Origin of the sequence: Alcanivorax sp. (assembly GCF_002726155.1) — a bacterium.
Classification (GTDB): domain Bacteria; phylum Pseudomonadota; class Gammaproteobacteria; order Pseudomonadales; family Alcanivoracaceae; genus Alcanivorax.
On record NZ_PBSH01000005.1, the window covers coordinates 41,578 to 61,541 of the forward strand.

The following is a 19,964-nucleotide window of genomic DNA, read 5'->3' on the forward strand; positions in this document are numbered from 1 at the left end:
TCTGAGCGGCCCGGAAACACCACTGGGCCAAGGATGCCCAAGCAGTGGAAACAACACAGTGTCGGAAACCGTCACATTCTTCCCCTGACGGTCCCGACCGCTGGCGTCAGACCGGCACCGTGCGCAATCGCGATACCGCGTCAGTCACCGACGCGATAGCACGCTCGATATCCTCATCCGTGGTAAAACGCCCCACAGAAAAACGAATCGAGCCATGGGCCAAGGAGTCATCTATCCCCATAGCCTTGAGCACATAGGAAGGCTCCAGCGACGCGGACGTACACGCCGAACCGGACGACACCGCCACCTGATTCATGGCCGTGAGCAGCATCTCGCCATCCACGCCCTCGAAGGCCACGTTCAGGTGTCCCGGCAAACGCGGAGCCTCACCGCCGTTCACACTCACACCGCCCAGCGCCTGGATGCCTTGCCACAGACGATCCCGCAACGCGCTGATGCGAGGCCCTTCTTCATCCTTCAATGACTCAGCCAAGGCAAAGGCCTCACCCATGCCCACAATTTGGTGCGTGGCCAGGGTGCCCGAGCGCATGCCACGCTCATGGCCACCACCGTGAATCTGCGCGGCCACCTTCACGTCCGGCGAACGGCGCACATACAAGGCCCCGATACCCTTGGGCCCGTAGACCTTGTGAGCACACACTGACACCAGATCCACCGGCAACGCTTTCACATCGAGGGGCAGCTTGCCCACGGACTGGGCCGCATCGGTGTGGAACAGCACGCCACGCTCCCGGCACAGGGCACCGATGGCGGCGATATCATTGATCACTCCGGTCTCGTTGTTGGCATGCATGACGCTCACCAGCACGGTGTCATCACGAAGCGCGTCGACGACGCTCTCCACGCTCACCTGGCCGTCTTTCTCCGGCTTCAGGTAGGTCACCGCATGGCCCTGGCTTTCCAGCCAGCCACAGGCATCCAGCACTGCTTTGTGCTCGGTAGCACTGGTAATCACATGCCCCCCGCCGCGAGCATCGAGCACGCCTTTCAGGGCCAGGTTATTGGCCTCAGTGGCACCGCTGGTCCAGACCACTTCGCGGGGGTCCGCATTCAACAGGTCGGCTACCTGACGGCGGGCAGATTCCACCGCCTCTTCCGCCAGCCAGCCGTAAAGATGGCTACGCGACGCGGGGTTGGCAAAGGTGCCCTCAGGGCCAAGATGACGGACCATAACGTCCACCACCGCCGGATCTACCGGAGTGGTCGCCGCATAGTCCAAATAAACGGCATTGCTCATGATGGGTATCGTATGGCTGGTAGCGGATTACTGAGGCCGGCAGCGCCGGCACACAATCAAAGACTGCTGACGGGCAAACGTTGCTGCTGACGATCCTGACGCTGGGCCACGTGCCGCACTTCCTGGCGGGCCACCAGCTCACCCAACGTAATACCGCTGAGGAAATCCTGAATCTGATCAGACAAGTCACACCACAGGTGATGGGTCAGGCAGGTATCCCCTTCCTGGCAATCCCCGTGGCCACCACAGCGGGTGGCATCCACCGACTCATCCACGGCTGCAATCACCGCCGCCACGTCAATCTGTTCACTGTCCCGGCTGAGCTGGTAGCCGCCACCGGGACCACGCACACTGCTCACCAGCCCATTACGGCGTAACTTGGCAAACAGCTGTTCCAGGTAAGAAATGGAAATACCCTGACGCTCTGAAATATCCGCCAGCGACACCGGCCCGGTCGCTGCATGCAGCGCCAGATCCAGCATGGCGGTTACCGCATAGCGGCCTTTGGTCGTCAAACGCATATCCACACCTTTCTTGCGTGTATTAAAAGAGTGAGAGTAGTAATCCCGAGCAATTTGGTCAAGTATTCTAGCACCGCATCGCCATTAAACAATAATGATTTTCATTTACAGGCCAACTATCGCAGATTTCCCGCCCCGCAAGCAACAACTGATCAAACATTACCCAGCCTCGCCACCAGTGCTTGACACCTGCCCCCACCTCGCGGAAAATTCGCGGCCTCAAATGGCAAGGTAGCTCAGCTGGTTAGAGCACAGCACTCATAATGCTGGGGTCGGCGGTTCAAGTCCGCCCCTTGCTACCAGACAAACAAAAAAGGGCCTGACGTTACCGTCAGGCCCTTTTTTGTTTGGGAACAAGCACCCTCTACATAAACTGATACTGCAAACCGACGGTGTAGGCATCGATCGTCTCGTCTTCCGCGTCGTAGCGGTTTGCTTCACCACGGAACAATAAATTGTCCAACCCATAGGTGAAGCCCACTCCCCACAGTGGATCGAAACCGGAATCATCATCCCCGTGATCAACGTCAGACTCCCACGCCCAACCGCCAGCCCGTACAAATAACTGAGTGCCGGTCGCTACCTCGAAAAAACTGGCAAAAACAACTTCGCTTCCGGTGAGCATCACTTCCGCCTCTGTGCCGGCTAGCTCTGCGCTGTACTCACCAAGGTAGCTATGCGCCACTTCTCCGCCCAGATGAATGCGATCACGGGCTACCGGGAACGTGAGCCCGGCGAGGATGGAAAAGGTGTGGTCGGTCGAATCAAGATCTGCTCCGGCAGGAAAATCACCGTCATCGTAATCCAGGTCGGTCCAGCCGCCTTTCAAGGCACCGTGCACATTGAGGTCGGCGGTGGCGGTCGTTGCCAGCACCAGACTGCAAGACAGAACGAGAAGGTTTCTGAGTAAAGCCATGAGTCGCTCCCTGCGATCATTATTGAATTATCCGTTGAGTCTACCGCGATTGTGCTACGCCAGGCAGCAGCCCGAATCGCCGTATCGTTGCCCTTTTGTATCCCTCATGGCGGATACACATCGCCTTTCCATTATGCCGTGACCGAGTGGCTCATCCGGAATTCTCCCGGGCTGACGCCGGTCCACCGTTTGAAGGCACGGTTGAAATTGGCTGCGGAAGAAAAGCCCACCAGATAGGCAATTTCACCCAGCGTCAGGTGGCGCTGCTCGATATATTCCAGCGCCAGCTTTTTGCGGGTTTGTTCCAGGATATCCTTGAAGCTGGTGCCCTGCTCGCTGAGCTTTCGCTGTAAATTGCGCAAGCTCATTCCCAGGGTGCTGGCAATGTCAGCCTGGGTGGGCGAGCCCAGGGCCAGCTTGTCCTGGATGCGACACTTCACCCGGTTGGCCAAGTCATTCTGGTCAACACGGGTCAGATACTCGTCGAGCATTTTTTCGTGGCTCTGGGTCAGCATCATGCTGTGGGTAAGCAGTTTCTGTGCGGCCTGCTGCCGATCGAATACCACCACGTTGCAGTCCGCATTGAAGTGGATATCACAGCCGAAAAAGTCTTCCAGATAAGCCGCTCCCTGTTCTGGAGGAGGCGTATGAAAACTGACGTGCAACGGCCGCAGTGTCGTCTCCACTGCTTCACGGGCAAATGTCACCAAGGTGGCGAAGAATATCTCGATTTCCCAACGACCCAGAGCCGGCTTTCCGGTCACCTCGTCAAACAACGGCATGGTACGGATCGCCAGCCCATCGTCCGCGTCATAAACATCCGCCCAACAGGCGTTAGAGAGCACGCGCTTATAACGCACGATGCGTAGCAACGCATCTTCCAGAGAGGCCGACGACATCATTGCATAACCCAGTGCGTGGAACATGCCGGGGTGGAAATGCTGCCCCACCTGTACGCTGAAATCTTTCCCCGGCAGGCGAGCATTGCAATAGGCCACCAGGGAGGACAGCTTGGCCACCGCCATTCTGGATTCCAGGTTCTCCAGATCCGCTGCTGCAATGCCACAGGCATCGAACGCCGCCTGCACGTCGATACCATGGGCCTGCATGGTCTTGGATATGGGGATCACCCAGCCGCTCAGGGCTATATATTCGCTTTGCACGTTTTCAGCCTTTATTGCCCCGACGGCCCCTACTGGCCCCTGCATTACACCTTTGCTCCAAGCGCCCATTTTACCGCCACGGCGCGATGGGACAACAAATTGGCGTGGACAGCCATGGCGCTTTCCGATCACCGGGGTAAGGTGTTCGCCGATGATGCGGGCGTTACGCCACCGTCTAACGCGCTGCCCCATCAGCAACGCAGTCCCCTCGGGAACATTTCAGATGGACGGCAGGCCAGCCCCCGCCTTGCTGGCGCAGAGCAGTGGTTCAGGCTCTCGCCCGGCACAATAACAACGATTCAACGGCAGAAATGCCGGTATTAATACGCGCACAACACTATCGGGAGAAGTATTCCATGAGCACCCTTTCACTGAACGAGCAGTTCACCAATACCGCCGAGTTTATCGAGCATAACTGCCAGCGGTATGCGGACATGCCTGCCTACCACTGCCTGGGCCAGACACTGACCTTTGCGGAGCTGGAAGAGAAGTCCCGCCATCTGGCCAAGTGGTTCCAGCATGCCTGCGGACTGCAACAGGGTGACCGCGTGGCCATTCAGCTGCCCAACCTGAACCAGTACCCGATTGCCGCTTACGCCGCTTTCCGGGCCGGCCTGGTGGTGGTCAACACCAACCCGCTGTACACGCCGCGGGAAATGCAGCATCAATTCAGTGATTCCGGCGCCAAGGCGCTGGTGGTGTTTGCCGACGCGTTGGACCGGCTGGAAGCCATCAAGGCCGACACCCAGGTTGAGCACGTGCTGGTGACCGGCCCGGCAGACCTGATTGCCCCGCCCAAAGAGGCCCAGCACGGCTATCACGATTTTGTGGCTGCCATGGAACAAGGCGCCAACCTGCCTGACCTGGCCCCCATCAAGGCACAGCGTGAAGACATCGCCGTGCTGCAATACACCGGCGGCACCACCGGTGTGGCCAAAGGCGCCAGCCTCACTCACGCCAACATTCTGGCCAACGCGGCGCAGATGGAAGAGCGCTTGGGCGAGCGCTGTGAAGCCGGCAAGGAGATTTTTGTCTGCCCGCTGCCGCTGTACCACATCTATGCATTCACCGTGAACATGCTGGCCCTGTTCAACCTGGGCGCCATGAATGTGTTGATTCCCAACCCGCGGGATCTGGATGGTTTCGTGAAAACCATCCAGCCGTTCAAGTTCACCGGCCTGGCCGGTATCAATACCCTGTTTGTCGGTCTGTGCCGCCATCCGGATTTCAAGGCTCTGGACTTCTCCAGCCTCAAGCTCACCTTCTCCGGCGGTAGCGCCCTGACCAGCTCCGCCGCCAAGCTGTGGCAATCGGTAACCGGCTGCCCGGTTACCGAAGGCTGGGGGCTGAGCGAAACCTCGCCGGTCGCCACCTTGAACCAGTTCGGTGCCGAAGAGCTGGGCACCGTCGGCGCGCCCCTTATCGGAACCGAGGTGGAAGCCTGGGACGAAGACGGCAACAAACTGGGCATTGGCGAAGTGGGCGAACTGGTGATCCGCGGGCCGCAAGTGATGCAGGGTTACTGGAACCGCCCGGAAGAAACGGCCAAGTCCATGAAGGACGGTTTCTTCCGTACCGGTGACGTGGGTGTGGTGCAGGAAAATGGCAATATCAAGATTGTCGATCGCCTGAAAGACATGATCATCGTCTCCGGTTTCAACGTGTACCCCAACGAAATCGAAGACGTGCTGAGTGGTCATCCCAGCGTTGTGGAAGCGGCTGTCGTCGGCAAGCCCGATGACAAGACCGGCGAAGCGGTCTGTGCCCATGTCGCCCTGTCGGAGGACGTGCCGGTGGACGACATCATTGCCTTCTGCCGCGAGGAGCTGACCGCCTACAAGGTGCCCAAGCACGTGATCGTGCATGCGGAACTACCCAAATCCACCGTGGGCAAGATTCTGCGCCGCGAACTGCGCGATCAGTAAGCCTGCCAGCCCACCTTACGGTGCCGTTTTGTTGCGCGAGCGCGCAGTAAAACGGCACCGCTTTCCATTTTACTTCCGTTCTCGCATCCAGCCCTGATTTCAGGAGCGAATCACGAAAGAAGAATCCCCGCTGAGTTTCAGGCGCATGCAACCCGGCTCAGCCTGCAGGAGCTTCTCTCATTGCAGTTAAATCGGCGACATCCCCTTTTGATGGCCTTGGACACCGGCTACAAAGCCGCAGCAGGAGCTCCTCTTGAGGTGCGAACCCGAGCCAACGCAGAATCGACCGAAGGGCGATGCGTCATTTCAGATCCGGAATCATTGGGGGAAGTTTTGGTGAGAGATGAAAACTTTTTCCTCGCCTGGGCTCGGGTTCGCACCTCAAGAGGAGCTCCTACCATGGCTTCATGGAAAGCCTGTGGCAACCACAGAGCACCATAAAAAAAGGGGCTACATGGCCCCTTCTTGAGCATTGCCCGAAATCAGAGAATAACCAGATGATTCGGCAATTCGTTTTTCTGCTCCGTGGCGGGCACATGAGCCGCCAGTTTGTCACCGCAGGCGGTCACGCATTGCTGGAATCCCTTGGCCACGTCACCGCGTTTCAGCTGCGCGATAAAGGCATCCACCATACTTTGCCACTCGCTGTCTGGCACATGCTGGGCGATCCCCTGATCCGCAAGAATTTCCACATAGTGCTCGGCCTCGCTGACAAAGATCAGCACGCCCGTGGCACCTTTAGTGCGATGCAGCCCCTGCTGCAAAAACGCCTGGCGCGCCAGGCCCGCTGCACGGGCTTGCTGCAAACGCCGGGGCACCAGCCGCAACTGGATCGGTTTGAACCGGAACAGCACCGCCAGCCCCAACAGCACGCCCCACTGCAATAACAAGGCTTCAAACGGGGTTAACCACACGGGCAGAAACAGCAGCACCGCAGGTACCAGCAGCGACAACAACGCCGCCCACATGACAGTCACGTAGCGATAATCATCGGCCTGCCGGGCCAGCACGGTCACCATTTCCGCATCGGTGCGAGCCTCCTGCTCGCTAATGGCTTGGGCCAGTGCGTCCTGTGCATTTTTATCCAGCAACATTACCAACCTCCCGAGGCGCCACCGCCCCCAAAACCACCACCGCCGCCGCCGAAGCCGCCGCCACCAAAACCGCCACCGCCGAAACCTCCAGCGCCCATTCCCATGGGCAGGAACATCAAGCTACCACGACGACCGCCTCGACCACCGCCACCACCAAAGGAGAGCAGGAAGGTGAGCACGACCATGCCGATCAGTATCAGCAGAGCCTTGAGGCCGCTGGGCTTGTCGCGGGGTTGGCGTTCGCCTTGATATTCGCCCTTGATCGCAGCCTGGATACTGGTTACCCCGGCCTGAATACCGCCATAGAATTGCCCCTGACGGAAAGCCGGCAAAATTTCCTGTTGGACGATAACACTGGAAAGCGCATCGGTAAGAGCGCCCTCCAGGCCGTAGCCCACTTCAATACGAACCTTGCGATCATTGGGGGCCACGATCAGTAGCACGCCGTTGTCGTTCTCTTTGCTACCGATGCCCCATTCACGGCCCAGTTGATAGCCATAATCGGCAATCTCGTAGCCCTGCAGATCCGGCACAGTGACCACCACCAGCTGATTGGACGTGTTCTGTTCTGCGGCGGCCAGGGCCTGGGTAAGGCTCCGGGTCTGGGCGGGGGTCAGCAACCCCGCTTCATCGACCACCCGGCCGGACAGCGCCGGAAACTCCGGCGCCGCCCACAGCGAGGTGCTGAGCAGCAGAACAATCAGTGCGAAATAGCGCATCAGTTAAAGTTCACTGCTGGTGCCTGGTCCGCGTCTTCAGCGGTCGCTTCATAGGTCTCGCGCGGCTCCATGTCGCTGTACAGGAAGCTGTGCCACAGGCGACCGGGGAAGGTGCGAATTTCCGTGTTGTATTGCTGTACCGCAGCGATGTAATCACGACGCGCCACACTGATGCGGTTTTCCGTGCCTTCCAGCTGCGATTGCAGGGCCAGGAAGTTCTGGTTGGCCTTCAGGTCCGGGTAACGCTCGGCCACCACCATCAAACGCTGCAGGGCGGAACCGAGCTGACGCTGGGCCTGCTCGAACTGCTGCAGTTTCTCCGGATTATTGAGCATGTTGCCATCCACCTGAATGGAGCCCACCTTGGCCCGAGCCTGGGTCACGTCCACCAGCACTTCCTGCTCGTGGCTGGCATAGCCCTTGACCGTGTTGACCAGGTTGGGAATCAGGTCGGCACGGCGCTGGTACTGGTTTTCCACCTGGGACCAGGCCGCTTTGACCTGCTCGTCATAGGTGGGGATATTATTGATACCACACCCGCTCAACCAGCCTGCCAGCAAGACCAGCATGGCGCTGCGCCACACGGTAGCCATGCGCGGCATGGGCCGCGCGGTCAGTGTCTTTGTCATCGATCCTGTCTCCTTGATGGTGTTTGTGTTGTCAGCATCGTCACGGCTCACTGAGCGCCTCGATCCAGACCGACAGCGGCTGCTGCCTTTTTTCTGCTTGCAGGACCGCCAGCAACCGTTGTTTGTCGCGGCGGCTTAACCGTTTTATTCGTGCCTCCAGCTGACTGGCGGAGGCCCTGTCGCCTCCTGGCAGCAGCAACACCGGACGCACCGGGCGGCGGGCCCGGGTATAGCGCGCCCCTTTCGGGCTGGTGTTGTGCTCGTAAAACCGGCGCGCCGGTTCCGTGCTGATTCCGGTATACAAGGACCGGTCCGCACACTCCAGCATATACACCCACCACTGTTGCATGGTTTTACACCCACCCCTGCGATGGCTGGTATGATGCCAGAGACGCTACGCGTTAAGGAATCGCTGTATTATTGAAAGCGTCCTTGGCGCCATTACAACAAACCACGAACGACAAGGATGCAAACATGGTTACCTATCTCTACTGGTTCCTGGTGGCTGCACTGGTCATTGGCACCCTGTTTGGCCTCGGCGTACGGCTGGGCAAATGGAAGCCCGCCCTGATTATCGCCGTAATCATCTGGCTCACCGCCACCATCGCCTACTATTTCTGGTTACAGCAGGTCTTTGTGAAGCGCTTTGGCGGCACCATGAATATTACCGTGCCGGAAGAGCAGTACCACATCAGCGCCACCTGGAAAGATGACAACCTGTGGATCGAAAACTACGACCCAAAAACCAACGAGTGCATTTTCCGGGAATATTCCCGTGGCAACATGCTCGAAGGGAAGGTGGTCATCAAGAACTGTAGCCCGCTGCAAAGCACTGGCATGGTTCTGCCTAAAGATTCCGCTGTGCAGTAAGCTGCTCGCCCCGCGCCAACCGTGACTCTGTGCAGGGTTGGCGCTATCCTGCAGCGCTTTACACCGCACAGGATTTCCCATGAACACCTCCCTAAGCTCCCTGCTGGACACCCTGAACAACGCCCCCGAAAGCGTCGCTTTCGACACGGTACAAGCCGTCATTGCCGAGCACTACCACTACACCCCGGCCACCTTTATCAATGGCGAGGGCGACGACTGTGTACGTAACGATGCCGGCACCAATGAGGGCTCGTGCAAAATTTTCGCCTTTGCCAAGCACCAGCAACTCTCTGATGCGCAAACGCTGGCCTGTTTCGGCCACTTTTACCGAGAACATGTGCTGGGCAACCCGGACGGCAGCGACCACGCCAATATTCGCACCTTCATGCGCCACGGCCTGAGCCAGGTAGTGTTCGACACTCCCGCACTGGCAGCAAAATAAAGGCATTGTGGATAGCGCTGGCTGGGCGCCTGATGCGGCAAACAGGAAACCCTATTAAGGCCGGGAGCGCCCCTTCGCGCAGCCTTGACCGGCCTTCGCGATACTCTCAATATCGACCGTTCCGGCAACCTCCGCTGACGCGAACAAAGGACATCTTGCATGCCCAGCCCCCTGCGCCATGCCCTGACCACGCTTGCCCTGCTGGCGACCCCGCTGGCTGGCGCCGACTCAGCCTGCGCCCCGGCACTGGAAACCTCCGTGCGCAAGCTGCACGCCACCAGCGAACTGGATTTGTGCGCCCTTACGGCGGGCAAGCTGACACTGGTAGTCAACACGGCCAGCCAGTGCGGCTATACCCCACAGTTCAAGAGCCTGGAAGCGCTATACCAGACTTACCGTGAACAGGGCCTGGTAATCATCGGTTTCCCCTCCGACGACTTCCGCCAGGAACTGGACGACGAGGCCGATACCGCCAGCGTCTGCTATGTGAACTACGGCGTCAGCTTCCCCATGGCTGCCACCAGTCAGGTCAAGGGCGATGCCGCTAACCCGGTGTTCCAGGCGCTGAACCAGGCGGCCGGCGAGCCCGCCTGGAACTTCAACAAATACCTGGTTCCCGCCAGCGGCGACGGCATCATCCGTTTCCCCGCAGCGGAAAAGCCTCTGGGTGGCAAGCTGGAAGCGGCCATCAGGCAAGCGCTGTCCGGTGCACAGGGCCAGACGGACTAGCCTCTGTGGTGGTGGCAGCGTTCATATGAGCCTGCTATTGTGATTGATCAACCCATCAGCCCCGATGAGTCCCGTGAAAGTTCGTAACAGCAAGGAACAACAACGGTATCGCCTGGAACGCGACATGGAACGCTTTCTCTCCGAAGGCGGGTCCATTAGTGAAGTGCCAAACGGGATGAGTGGCGCCGATGCAGTCTCCGGCAAGGGCCACCAGACGGTGCTGTTCAATGGCCCACGTCAGGCGCAACGCACTGACCTGAGCCAGGTAGCAGCCACTATTGATTCACGCAAACACAAGCCTCGCCGGCAACGCTTGAATGCCCGACCGCAGCGCAAACTGGTTTATGACGACTTCGGCGAACCGCTCCGCTGGGTCTGGCAGAATAAATAACCCGCCTTATGGCACCCTTATGGCACATCCAAGGACAGCTCTATGAAACGGTTTTTCCTGCTGGTATCCCTGATTGTCGCTGGCCAGACCAGCTCCGCCGATATTATTGAAACCGAAGTCACCCTGCCTGACGGCCTGGGCAAAGGCATCATGTACCTCAACGATGACCAGAAAGACCCTGGCCCCGGAGTGATTGTGGTGCACGAATGGTGGGGCCTGAACGACTATGCCCGTAACCGCGCCCACATGCTGGCCCAAGCGGGTTACACCGCCCTGGCGGTAGACATGTACGGTACCGGCGAAGTCGCCACCCACCCCAAAGACGCCAAAAGTTTTATGGAGACCGCCCTGTCAGACCCGGAAACCATGAACGCCCGTTTTCAGGCTGCCCGCACCATGATGCTCAAACAGCAGCAAGTAGAGCCGGGACGCTTGTTTGCCATTGGCTACTGCTTTGGCGGTGCAGTGGTGCTGGAACAGGCGCGCCGGGGGACAGACCTCGCCGGGGTAGCCAGTTTCCACGGTAGCCTGGGCACAGAGAACCCGGCCAAGGCCGGCGAAATCAAGGCCCGTGTGCTGGTCGCCACTGGCCAGGCGGACCCCATGGTACCCGCCGAACAGGTCAGCGGTTTCGTCAGCGAGATGACCACCGCCGGCGCCGACTTCCAGTTACTCAGCTTCCCCGGCGTGAAGCACAGCTTCACCAACCCGGGGGCGGATGCCGCGGGTAAGCGCTTCGACATGCCGCTGGCCTACAGTGCCCATGCGGACCAGGTCAGCTGGAAAGCGCTGGTCGACTTTCTGGAACACGAGGAATAATCACCCGCACCATAATTGCGCATCGCCGCGCACCACGCACCATGCCGGCACAAATTCACATGCCGGCATGGTCACCCTCCTCGCATACACTGCCGTCTTTCCTTTCTCCCGCTTTCGCCTCAGCCCACGGCTCGCGCGGGCGCACGGCTTTTTCCCTCCTCGCCCCGCCCATCTTGGCACTCCCTTTGCTTTGTTACGGAAGAGGAATCGAATGGCTTTGTTGCCATTAGGGAGCCTCTGCATAACTCCTTGCATGCTCAGTCTTTCAGGCTGGCTCGCAATCGAGGCGCGATTTTGAAGGTGTATGTGTCGATCCATCGAAAAAGCGCAACAACGGGTGCGAGTCAGCCTGAAAGACCCGCAGGGCATGGCCTGAAGGGCACATCTGCTGCGCTTTGACGCCAGGAGTTATGCAGAGGCTCCCAACTCAAACAATCTGCACCAATAGACCGCTAGGGTTCCGGTCGTCTGCGTCAGCAGCCGATGCCTGGTCCGAGAGCAGTCGACCTTCTTGGCGCCGATAGACGCGAAATAACGTCTACCGGCAGGGGGTTACACGGCGGGACAAAAGCCCGGGAGGACACGATGACTGCATTGTCATTGGATTCCTCATCGTCCGTAGCCAAGGAGGTCCACCATGACCCTTTCCATACGCAAGACAGCGGCCGCTGCCGCCCTTTCTCTTCTCACTGCTTTCTCGCCTGCTGTTGCCCAGGAAAAAGACGAATTCAGCATCTGCTGGTCCATTTATGTGGGCTGGATTCCGTGGGATTACGGCGAACAGAAAGCCATCGTCGAAAAATGGGCCGACAAATACGACATCAGCATTGATGTGGTCCAGATCAATGACTATGTGGAATCCATCAACCAGTACACCGCCGGTCAGTACGATGGTTGCACCATGACCAACATGGATGCCCTGACCATTCCCGCAGCAGGCGGCGTGGACTCCACCGCCTTGATCGTTGGTGATTTTTCCAACGGCAATGACGGCATCGTGCTCAAAGGCTCGAACAATCTGGCCGACCTGAAAGGCCAAAACGTCAACCTCGTTGAGCTATCGGTTTCCCACTACTTGCTTGCACGGGCGCTGGAGACAGTCGGTCTTAGCGAGAGAGATCTGACCGTGGTCAATACCTCAGATGCGGATCTGGTATCGGCTTACGCATCCAGCGATGTGACCGCTGTCGCGACCTGGAACCCGTTGCTCAGTGAAATCAGTGCTATGCCGGATAGCCATAAGGTTTTTGATTCTTCACAGATCCCCGGCGAGGTCATCGACCTGATGATCGTGAATACCGAAACACTGGAGGCCAACCCTGCTTTCGGCAAGGCATTGACCGGGGCCTGGTATGAAATCATGGAGCACCTCTCCGCCGAAGACGAAACCGGTATTGAGGCGCGCGAATATCTGGCCGAAGCGTCTGGCACCGACCTGGCAGGCTTCAACGCCCAGCTCGCTTCAACCCACATGTTCTATAAACCGGATGACGCCGTGGCATTCGTTAATAGCCCAACAGTGAAAGAAACCATGCAGAAGGTGGCGGAATTCTCTTTCCAGTATGGACTGCTGGGTGAAGGGGCCCCGGATGCCGGCTTTATTGGCATCGAAACGCCATCGGGTGTTTATGGCAACGAAGACAACATCAAACTGCGATTCATCCCGGACTATATGGCCATGGCCGCCGAAGGGAAGCTGTAAAGACGCACCGGCACGGCACGCTGACACGCAAGGTGTCGGCCTCTGCCGTGGGCGAGTCATCTGTCTTCGCACCAAGGAAACGCCATGAAGAAATTTATCAACCGCCGACCAGCCAGCGCTGCCAGCTGGGCCTTGGGGATGCTGCCTTTTGTGCTGCTTCTCATCGCTTACATGCTGGCATCCGATGCGCGCCTGGCAGAGAACCCCAACGATAAACTGCTACCTGCTCTGGATACATTTGTGCAGGCCATTGATCGTATGGCGTTTGAGCCCAGTAAACGCACCGGTGAATACCTGATGCTTAACGACACATTGGCCAGCCTTCAGCGTCTCGCCATCGGTGTTGGAATCAGTGCTCTGGTCGCCGTTATGGTAGGGATCGGGAACGGCACCATTCCCTTGATTCGTGCCACATTCTCTCCCCTTGTGACCGGCCTTTCTCTCGTACCGCCCATGGCCATCCTGCCCGTTTTGTTCATCGTTTTCGGGCTGGGAGAGCTGGCAAAGGTCATGCTGATCATCATTGGCATCACCCCTTTCATGATTCGGGATCTTCAGCAAAGGGCGCTGGAAATTCCCGCCGAACAAATCATCAAAATGCAGACACTGGGTGCTAACACCTGGCAAATCATTACCCGCCTGGTATGGCCACAGTTGATGCCACGGCTCGTTGGCGTAGTGCGCCTCTCCCTGGGGCCTGCCTGGCTTTTCCTTATCGCGGCAGAAGCCATCGCTGCCACCGAGGGGCTCGGCTACCGGATTTTCCTGGTGCGACGTTACCTGGCCATGGATGTGATTCTGCCCTACGTCATTTGGATTACCCTGCTGGCCTTTGCCATTGATTTCATTCTCAGCCGTTACTCGCAATGGCGCTACCCCTGGTTCCATGGAGGCAAGTCCTGATGGCGATTATCGAGATGAAAAACCTGTGGAAGGAATACGGCGACCAGGTGGTACTGGAAAGGCTTAATGCCACCGTTCAGGAAGGCGAGTTCGTCACCATCGTCGGAGCCTCCGGTTGTGGCAAGACTACTTTCCTGAAAATGCTGCTGGGCACAGAGGAAGCCACCCGGGGTGAAATGCTATTGGATGGCCAACCTCTCCCCCCCGAACCTGATGACAGCCGTGGTGTAGTGTTTCAGCGCTACTCCGTGCTCAGTCATTTGACCGCATTGGACAATGTCATGCTTGGCGGCGAGCTGCAAAGCAACCGTTGGCTGGGCATCAGTTTCGGCAAACAGCGCCGCAAGCTTCGCAAGGAAGCACTGGCAATGCTGGAATCGGTTGGGCTGGATCAAGCGGCAGACAAGTACCCCCACGAATTGTCCGGTGGCATGCAACAACGCCTTGCACTCGCCCAGGCACTGATTAAAAAACCTCGCATTCTGCTGCTGGATGAACCTTTCGGCGCCCTGGACCCGGGCATTCGCTCCGACATGCACAAATTGGTGCTGTCCCTGTGGAAAGAGCAAAAGCTCACCGTGTTCATGATCACCCATGACATCAATGAAGGCTTCTATCTGGGCACCCGTCTGTGGGTCTTCGACAAGCCCCGCCTGGATCCGCAAGCCCCCGGTGCCTACGGCGCTTGCGTGACCTATGACTTGCCCGTAGGCGACTGCCAGACCGGCACGCTTACCTCCATTAACGAAAGCGTGGACAACACCAGCCGCGCCATCGACCGTTTTTAAGGTGACCACAATGAAAAATGTTGCTAACGAGGAAGCACTCTACACCACCACCCTGCCCGGCAGCGCTCACTGGTCGCTGCGGGTACGCCGTGGCATGCAATTGCGCTTCACCGACCTGGACGGCGGCGCCAACCTCGGCCTGCTGATGTACAACCCGGAAGACCTGCTGGAACGCTTCAACGCACCGGACACATTAAAAGGCCAACACACCTTCAAACTAACCCGGGGCAACTGCTTGTATTCGGACATGGGCCGGGTTTTCGCCTCCATTGTGGAGGACGACTTCGGCTGGCATGACTCCGTGTGCGGAACGCTCAGCGAAAAAGCGCTGCAAGAAAAGTACACCGCCCGCTCTTATCAGGATCACCACAATCAATGGACACTCAGTGGCGAACACAGCTTCCTCACTGAACTGGCCAAATACGGCCTCACCGAGCGGGACATGGCCGCCAACCTTAACCTGTTTTCCAAAGTCACCACCGATGACGAAGGCAACCTGATATTCGACGCCTCTGCGGCCAAAGCCGGGGCCAGCCTCACCCTGCGCTTTGAAATGGACACCCTGGTTATCTTGAGCAGCTCCCCACACCCACTGAATCCGGCGAAGGTTTATCCGATGAAGCCGGTAGGCATCGAGATGCTCAAAGCCCCCCCCGTGTCCGACGATGATTTCTGCAAGAATTTTCGTCCGGAAAACGCCCGTGCTTTTGAGAACAACCGACTTTACCACCTGGGCATGTAAGCCCCGCTGCACGTAACAGGCATCACGCAACAAGGGAACAGACATGATCAAAGAAAGCCAACGTGAACCGAACCAGGCCAGCTTGCGCGAAGTCGTGGCGGCAGGTGATTACTTCATCCATACCGTAAAGCAAGGCCAGACAGTACGCCTGCTGGATCTGGAAGGTAACCAGGCCGCCGACACCCTGTTCTACAGCGCCGCAGACCCGGCGGAGCGCTACAGCGCCATGGATACAATTCGCGAACAGGGCAACGTCTATCTCACGGCAGGCACCACACTGATGTCCAATCGGGTGAACCCGCTACTGGAAATCGTAGCTGATACCTGTGGACGTCACGACACCTTGGGCGGCGCTTGCGCCACGGAAAGCAACACCGTGCGGTATGACCTGGAAAAACGCTGTATGCATGCATGCCGCGACAGCTGGATGCTCGCCGTTAACCAGCACCCGGAATTTGCCCTGGGCAAACGCGACATCACCCACAACATCAATTTCTTCATGAACGTACCAGTCACCGCAGAAGGCGGGCTGACTTTTGAAGATGGCATTTCCGCCCCAGGAAAATATGTGGAGCTGACCGCCTGCATGGATGTAGTCATCCTGATTTCCAACTGCCCGCAATTGAACAACCCCTGCAACGGCTACAACCCGACACCGATCGAAGTACTGATCTGGAACGATTGATCGCGCCTGCCGGGACGACCCGGATATAGCGCAAGGATTCACAGCGGGACGGCCCGCTACCGTCGAGAGACACTCTCATGTTCAACAAAGTACTGATTGCCAACCGCGGCGCCATTGCCACCCGTGTTATCCGTACCCTGAAAAAAATGGGCGTCACCTCCGTGGCCGTTTTCGCCGAAGCCGACCGGGATTCCCTACACGTTACCCAGGCAGACGAAAGCTATTGCCTGGGCGATGGCAGTGCCCGGGATACCTACCTGAATCAGGACGCCCTGTTCGCCTTGATGGAAGAGCACAACGTGGATGCTGTGCATCCCGGCTACGGCTTTCTCAGTGAAAACCCGGACTTTGTGAAAGGCTGTGAAACGAGAGGCATCGCCTTTATCGGCCCCACACCGGAACAGATGAACACCTTCGGCCTGAAACATACCGCCCGTGCGCTGGCAGAAGATACCGGCGTCCCGCTGCTCTCTGGCACCGCACTGCTCACCGATAAAAACGCAGCGCTAAGCGCCGCCGACACCATCGGTTATCCGATCATGTTGAAGAGTACCGCTGGTGGTGGCGGCATTGGCATGCAGGTTTGTGACAATGCCGCCAGTCTGGACAAAGCCTGGGATACGGTACGGCGACTCAGTGCCAATAACTTTTCCAACGATGGTGTCTTCATCGAAAAATACATCGCCCGTGCCCGTCATATTGAAGTGCAGGTGTTCGGTGATGGACGGGGCAACGCCATCACCCTGGGTGAAAGGGATTGCTCCGCCCAGCGGCGTCACCAGAAAGTCCTGGAAGAAACCCCTGCGCCCAACCTGCCAGACACCGTACGCGCCGACTTGCACACCACCGCCAAAGTCCTGATGGAAGCCGTACAGTACCGTAACGCCGGTACCGTGGAATTTATCCTCGACCAGGACAGCAACGCCTTTTATTTTCTGGAAGTCAATACGCGCCTACAGGTCGAACACGGTGTTACCGAGCAAGTGTACGGCGTTGATCTGGTGGAGTGGATGGTACAGCTCGCCGCCGGGGAACTGCTTGCACTGGATCAGCTCGGCACTGACCTGACCGCTTGTGGGCACGCCATTCAGGCGCGCATTTACGCGGAAGACCCAAACAAGGATTTCCAGCCCAGTGCCGGGCTACTTACTGCCGTGCAGTTCCCCAGTGCTGACGGGCAATCGCGCCGCATTGATCACTGGGTAGAAGCCGGGCTCACCGTTTCTCCCCTGTTCGACCCCATGCTCGCCAAAGTCATCGTTCATGAAAACAGTCGCGATACAGCTCTGGCGGCATTGAACCGCACCCTCGCTGAAACCGGCATCGAAGGCATTGAAACCAACCGGGATTATATCCGCGCCATTCTGGCGGACCCGGTCTTTGCCCAAGGTGAAATGACTACCCGTTACCTCAACGATTTTCGCTATCAGCCGTTCACCATGGACGTGTTGTCCGGCGGCACCATGACCACCGTACAAGACTACCCTGGTCGCAGTGGCTACTGGCCCGTGGGCGTGCCGCCATCGGGGCCATTTGACGGCCTCAGCTTTCGCCTGGGCAACCGCCTGCTAGGAAATGAAGAAAACGCCGCCGGACTGGAATTTACCCTCAACGGCCCTACGCTGAAATTCAATCAGGCCACCCGTATCGCCCTTACCGGGGCGGACATGCAAGCCACACTGGATGATCAACCTGTTGCCCCCTATTGCGTCATCGCAATACAACCCGGGCAGACCCTCAAGCTGGGCAAGGTGAACGGTGAAGGTGCCCGCGCCTATCTGACCGTGGCCGGCGGCATTCAGTGCACTCCGTATCTCGGCTCGCGCAGCACCTTTACGCTGGGCCAGTTTGGCGGCCATGGTGGCCGCGCCCTGCGCACCGGTGATGTGCTGCATTTCCAGGAAGCCCCCCCTGCACCGGCACCTGCCTCCGTGCCGGATACCTTGAAGCCTTCACTCGGCAATCACTGGACCTTGCGCGTTATTTACGGTCCCCATGGCGCCCCGGACTTTTTCACCGACGACGACATGGCCATGTTCTTCAACACCGACTGGCAGGTGCATTACAACTCCAGCCGCACCGGCATTCGTCTGGTCGGCCCCAAGCCTGGCTGGGCGCGCAGTGACGGCGGCGAAGCCGGCATGCACCCCTCCAACATTCACGACAATGCCTACGCGGTGGGCACGGTGGATTTCACCGGTGACATGCCCGTTATCCTCGGCCCGGATGGTCCCTCCCTTGGGGGCTTCGTCTGCCCGGCCACGGTCATTCTGGCGGACCGCTGGAAGCTCGGGCAGCTAAAAGCCGGCGACACCTTGCGTTTCGACGCCATCAGTCTGGAAGACGCCGATGCCCTGGCAGAAGAACAGGATGCCTGTATAGACACCTTGAGCGACCCCGTGAAACAGGTGGAAAGTACGACCATTACTACTCCCATCCTCAACACTCTGTCGGCGGACGAGGCTGGGGTGGACGTGGTCTACCGCGCGGCGGGGGATCGCTATCTGCTGGTGGAATATGGGCCGCTGGTTCTGGACCTGCGTCTTCGTTTCCGTGCCCATGCCCTGATGCTATGGCTGGAAGAGCAGAAAATGGATGGCGTTATCGAACTGACACCGGGCATTCGCTCACTGCAAATTCATTTCGATCCACGGGTTCTGCCTCGTAACACATTGTTGAAAAAACTCGCTGACGCCGAACATGCCCTGCAACAGCAAGACGATCTGGAAGTCCCTTCCCGTATCGTGCATATCCCGCTTAGCTGGGACGACGAGGCCTGCCACCAGGCCATCGAAAAATACATGCAATCTGTGCGCAAAGATGCCCCTTGGTGCCCCTCCAACCTGGAATTCATTCGCCGCATTAACGGGCTGGGCAGCGTGGATGACGTGAAAGAGATTCTCTTCAGCGCCAGCTATGTGGTGATGGGGCTGGGCGATGTGTACCTGGGCGCGCCAGTGGCCACGCCCTATGATCCCCGCCATCGTCTGGTCACCACCAAGTACAACCCGGCCCGCACCTGGACCGCGGAAAACTCCGTAGGAATCGGTGGCGCCTACCTGTGCGTATACGGCATGGAAGGCCCTGGCGGCTATCAATTTGTCGGCCGTACCCTGCAAATGTGGAATCGCTATAGAACGACTGAGGCGTTTGATCAGCCCTGGTTATTACGCTTCTTCGACCAGATCCGCTTCTACGAAGTGAGCCACGAAGAACTCAACCAGATCCGCCGGGATTTCCCCAAGGGCCAATATCCCATTCAGGTAGAAGACACCACCTTCAGCCTGAACGCCTACCAGCAATTTCTCGATGACAACCAACAGGACATCACCTCCTTCACCGACTCCCGTAATAAGGCGTTCGACGAGGAGCTGCAACGCTGGGTGGAAAGCGGCCAAATCAATTTCCAGTCTGAACAGGACCTGGACGCCGACAATGGGGTTGACGATGTAGCAGGCACTCCGGTGGAGTCGCCAGTAGCCGGCAGCATCTGGAAACTGAACGTGCAGGAAGGGGATAAAGTGAACGAAGGGGATGTGGTAGCAGTGCTGGAGTCCATGAAAATGGAAATCGAGATTTACGCCCCGGCCACAGGTAAGGTTGCAGCCCTCACCCGCCAGGAAGGCCAACAGATCAATGCGGGTCAAGCCATCATGGTGTTGGACTGA

The 19,964-nt window shown here is 58.3% G+C and carries 20 protein-coding genes, 1 tRNA gene and 1 riboswitch; of the genes, 13 read left to right on the forward strand and 8 right to left on the reverse strand.

Annotated features, from left to right (window positions below; all coding sequences use genetic code 11):
• Positions 1-106: 106 nt before the first annotated feature.
• Positions 107-1,258: an IscS subfamily cysteine desulfurase gene (locus CL546_RS01525; protein WP_290492566.1), complete on the reverse strand. Its 1,152-nt coding sequence runs from the start codon at positions 1,256-1,258 to the stop codon at positions 107-109.
• Positions 1,259-1,314: 56 nt separating this feature from the next.
• Positions 1,315-1,779: a Fe-S cluster assembly transcriptional regulator IscR gene (iscR, locus tag CL546_RS01530; protein WP_063519605.1), complete on the reverse strand. Its 465-nt coding sequence runs from the start codon at positions 1,777-1,779 to the stop codon at positions 1,315-1,317.
• A gap of 225 nt (positions 1,780-2,004) precedes the next feature.
• On the opposite strand from iscR, the gene CL546_RS01535 reads away from it, so the two are divergent.
• Positions 2,005-2,081: transfer RNA gene (locus CL546_RS01535), tRNA-Met, on the forward strand.
• A gap of 62 nt (positions 2,082-2,143) precedes the next feature.
• On the opposite strand, the gene CL546_RS01540 is transcribed toward CL546_RS01535, so the two are convergent.
• Together CL546_RS01540 and CL546_RS01545 are read right to left on the reverse strand one after the other, a co-directional pair.
• A complete protein-coding gene (locus CL546_RS01540; protein ID WP_290492569.1) occupies positions 2,144-2,695 on the reverse strand; it encodes a hypothetical protein in 552 nt (183 codons plus the stop codon).
• Between the two features lie 131 nt (positions 2,696-2,826).
• Entirely contained in the window at positions 2,827-3,858 is a 1,032-nt protein-coding gene (locus tag CL546_RS01545; protein WP_290492571.1) for an AraC family transcriptional regulator, read from the reverse strand.
• 356 nt (positions 3,859-4,214) lie between these two features.
• On the opposite strand from CL546_RS01545, the gene CL546_RS01550 reads away from it, so the two are divergent.
• Positions 4,215-5,783 (forward strand): AMP-binding protein, encoded by a 1,569-nt coding sequence (locus CL546_RS01550; RefSeq protein ID WP_290492572.1) that lies wholly within the window; start codon positions 4,215-4,217, stop codon positions 5,781-5,783.
• 482 nt (positions 5,784-6,265) lie between these two features.
• On the opposite strand, the gene CL546_RS01555 is transcribed toward CL546_RS01550, so the two are convergent.
• From CL546_RS01555 to CL546_RS01570, 4 genes are read right to left on the reverse strand one after another with little or no spacing between them, the layout of a single operon-like run.
• Positions 6,266-6,877, reverse strand: coding sequence for a TPM domain-containing protein (locus tag CL546_RS01555; protein WP_290492574.1), 612 nt, complete (start codon positions 6,875-6,877; stop codon positions 6,266-6,268).
• Positions 6,877-7,596, reverse strand: a complete 720-nt coding sequence (locus CL546_RS01560; RefSeq protein ID WP_290492576.1) for a TPM domain-containing protein — start codon at positions 7,594-7,596, stop codon at positions 6,877-6,879. Before CL546_RS01560 ends, CL546_RS01555 begins: the two co-directional genes overlap by 1 nt.
• Positions 7,596-8,225 (reverse strand): LemA family protein, encoded by a 630-nt coding sequence (locus CL546_RS01565; RefSeq protein WP_290492577.1) that lies wholly within the window; start codon positions 8,223-8,225, stop codon positions 7,596-7,598. Before CL546_RS01565 ends, CL546_RS01560 begins: the two co-directional genes overlap by 1 nt.
• A 40-nt stretch (positions 8,226-8,265) precedes the next feature.
• Positions 8,266-8,574, reverse strand: a complete 309-nt coding sequence (locus CL546_RS01570) for a GIY-YIG nuclease family protein (protein ID WP_290492578.1) — start codon at positions 8,572-8,574, stop codon at positions 8,266-8,268.
• Positions 8,575-8,699: 125 nt separating this feature from the next.
• Here CL546_RS01570 and CL546_RS01575 point away from each other — a divergent pair, with 125 nt between their 5' ends.
• The 11 genes from CL546_RS01575 (at position 8,700) to uca (ending at position 19,964) form a co-directional block, all read left to right on the forward strand.
• The gene (locus tag CL546_RS01575) at positions 8,700-9,095 is read left to right on the forward strand and encodes a hypothetical protein (protein WP_290492580.1); all 396 of its coding nucleotides are present in this window, start codon (positions 8,700-8,702) and stop codon (positions 9,093-9,095) included.
• Positions 9,096-9,174: 79 nt separating this feature from the next.
• Positions 9,175-9,537 (forward strand): HopJ type III effector protein, encoded by a 363-nt coding sequence (locus CL546_RS01580; protein WP_290492582.1) that lies wholly within the window; start codon positions 9,175-9,177, stop codon positions 9,535-9,537.
• Between the two features lie 159 nt (positions 9,538-9,696).
• Complete coding sequence (locus CL546_RS01585; RefSeq protein WP_290492583.1) at positions 9,697-10,266, forward strand: glutathione peroxidase; 570 nt, start codon at positions 9,697-9,699, stop codon at positions 10,264-10,266.
• Positions 10,267-10,330: 64 nt separating this feature from the next.
• Positions 10,331-10,657 carry a hypothetical protein gene (locus CL546_RS01590; RefSeq protein WP_290492584.1) on the forward strand — a complete coding sequence of 109 codons (327 nt, stop codon included), beginning with the start codon at positions 10,331-10,333 and terminating at the stop codon, positions 10,655-10,657.
• A 42-nt stretch (positions 10,658-10,699) separates the two neighbouring features.
• Entirely contained in the window at positions 10,700-11,476 is a 777-nt protein-coding gene (locus CL546_RS01595; protein WP_290492586.1) for a dienelactone hydrolase family protein, read from the forward strand.
• Between the two features lie 441 nt (positions 11,477-11,917).
• A riboswitch (guanidine-I (ykkC/yxkD leader) is annotated at positions 11,918-12,057 on the forward strand.
• A 56-nt stretch (positions 12,058-12,113) separates the two neighbouring features.
• Complete coding sequence (locus CL546_RS01600; RefSeq protein WP_290492587.1) at positions 12,114-13,178, forward strand: putative urea ABC transporter substrate-binding protein; 1,065 nt, start codon at positions 12,114-12,116, stop codon at positions 13,176-13,178.
• Positions 13,179-13,262: 84 nt separating this feature from the next.
• Entirely contained in the window at positions 13,263-14,081 is an 819-nt protein-coding gene (locus tag CL546_RS01605) for an ABC transporter permease (protein WP_290492589.1), read from the forward strand.
• Entirely contained in the window at positions 14,081-14,869 is a 789-nt protein-coding gene (locus CL546_RS01610) for an ABC transporter ATP-binding protein (protein WP_290492591.1), read from the forward strand. Before CL546_RS01605 ends, CL546_RS01610 begins: the two co-directional genes overlap by 1 nt.
• A gap of 10 nt (positions 14,870-14,879) precedes the next feature.
• On the forward strand, positions 14,880-15,611 hold the full coding sequence (locus CL546_RS01615; RefSeq protein WP_290492593.1) for an urea amidolyase associated protein UAAP1: 732 nt from the start codon (positions 14,880-14,882) through the stop codon (positions 15,609-15,611).
• A gap of 43 nt (positions 15,612-15,654) precedes the next feature.
• Positions 15,655-16,296, forward strand: coding sequence for an urea amidolyase associated protein UAAP2 (locus CL546_RS01620; RefSeq protein ID WP_290492595.1), 642 nt, complete (start codon positions 15,655-15,657; stop codon positions 16,294-16,296).
• A gap of 77 nt (positions 16,297-16,373) precedes the next feature.
• Positions 16,374-19,964 (forward strand): urea carboxylase, encoded by a 3,591-nt coding sequence (gene uca, locus CL546_RS01625; RefSeq protein WP_290492597.1) that lies wholly within the window; start codon positions 16,374-16,376, stop codon positions 19,962-19,964.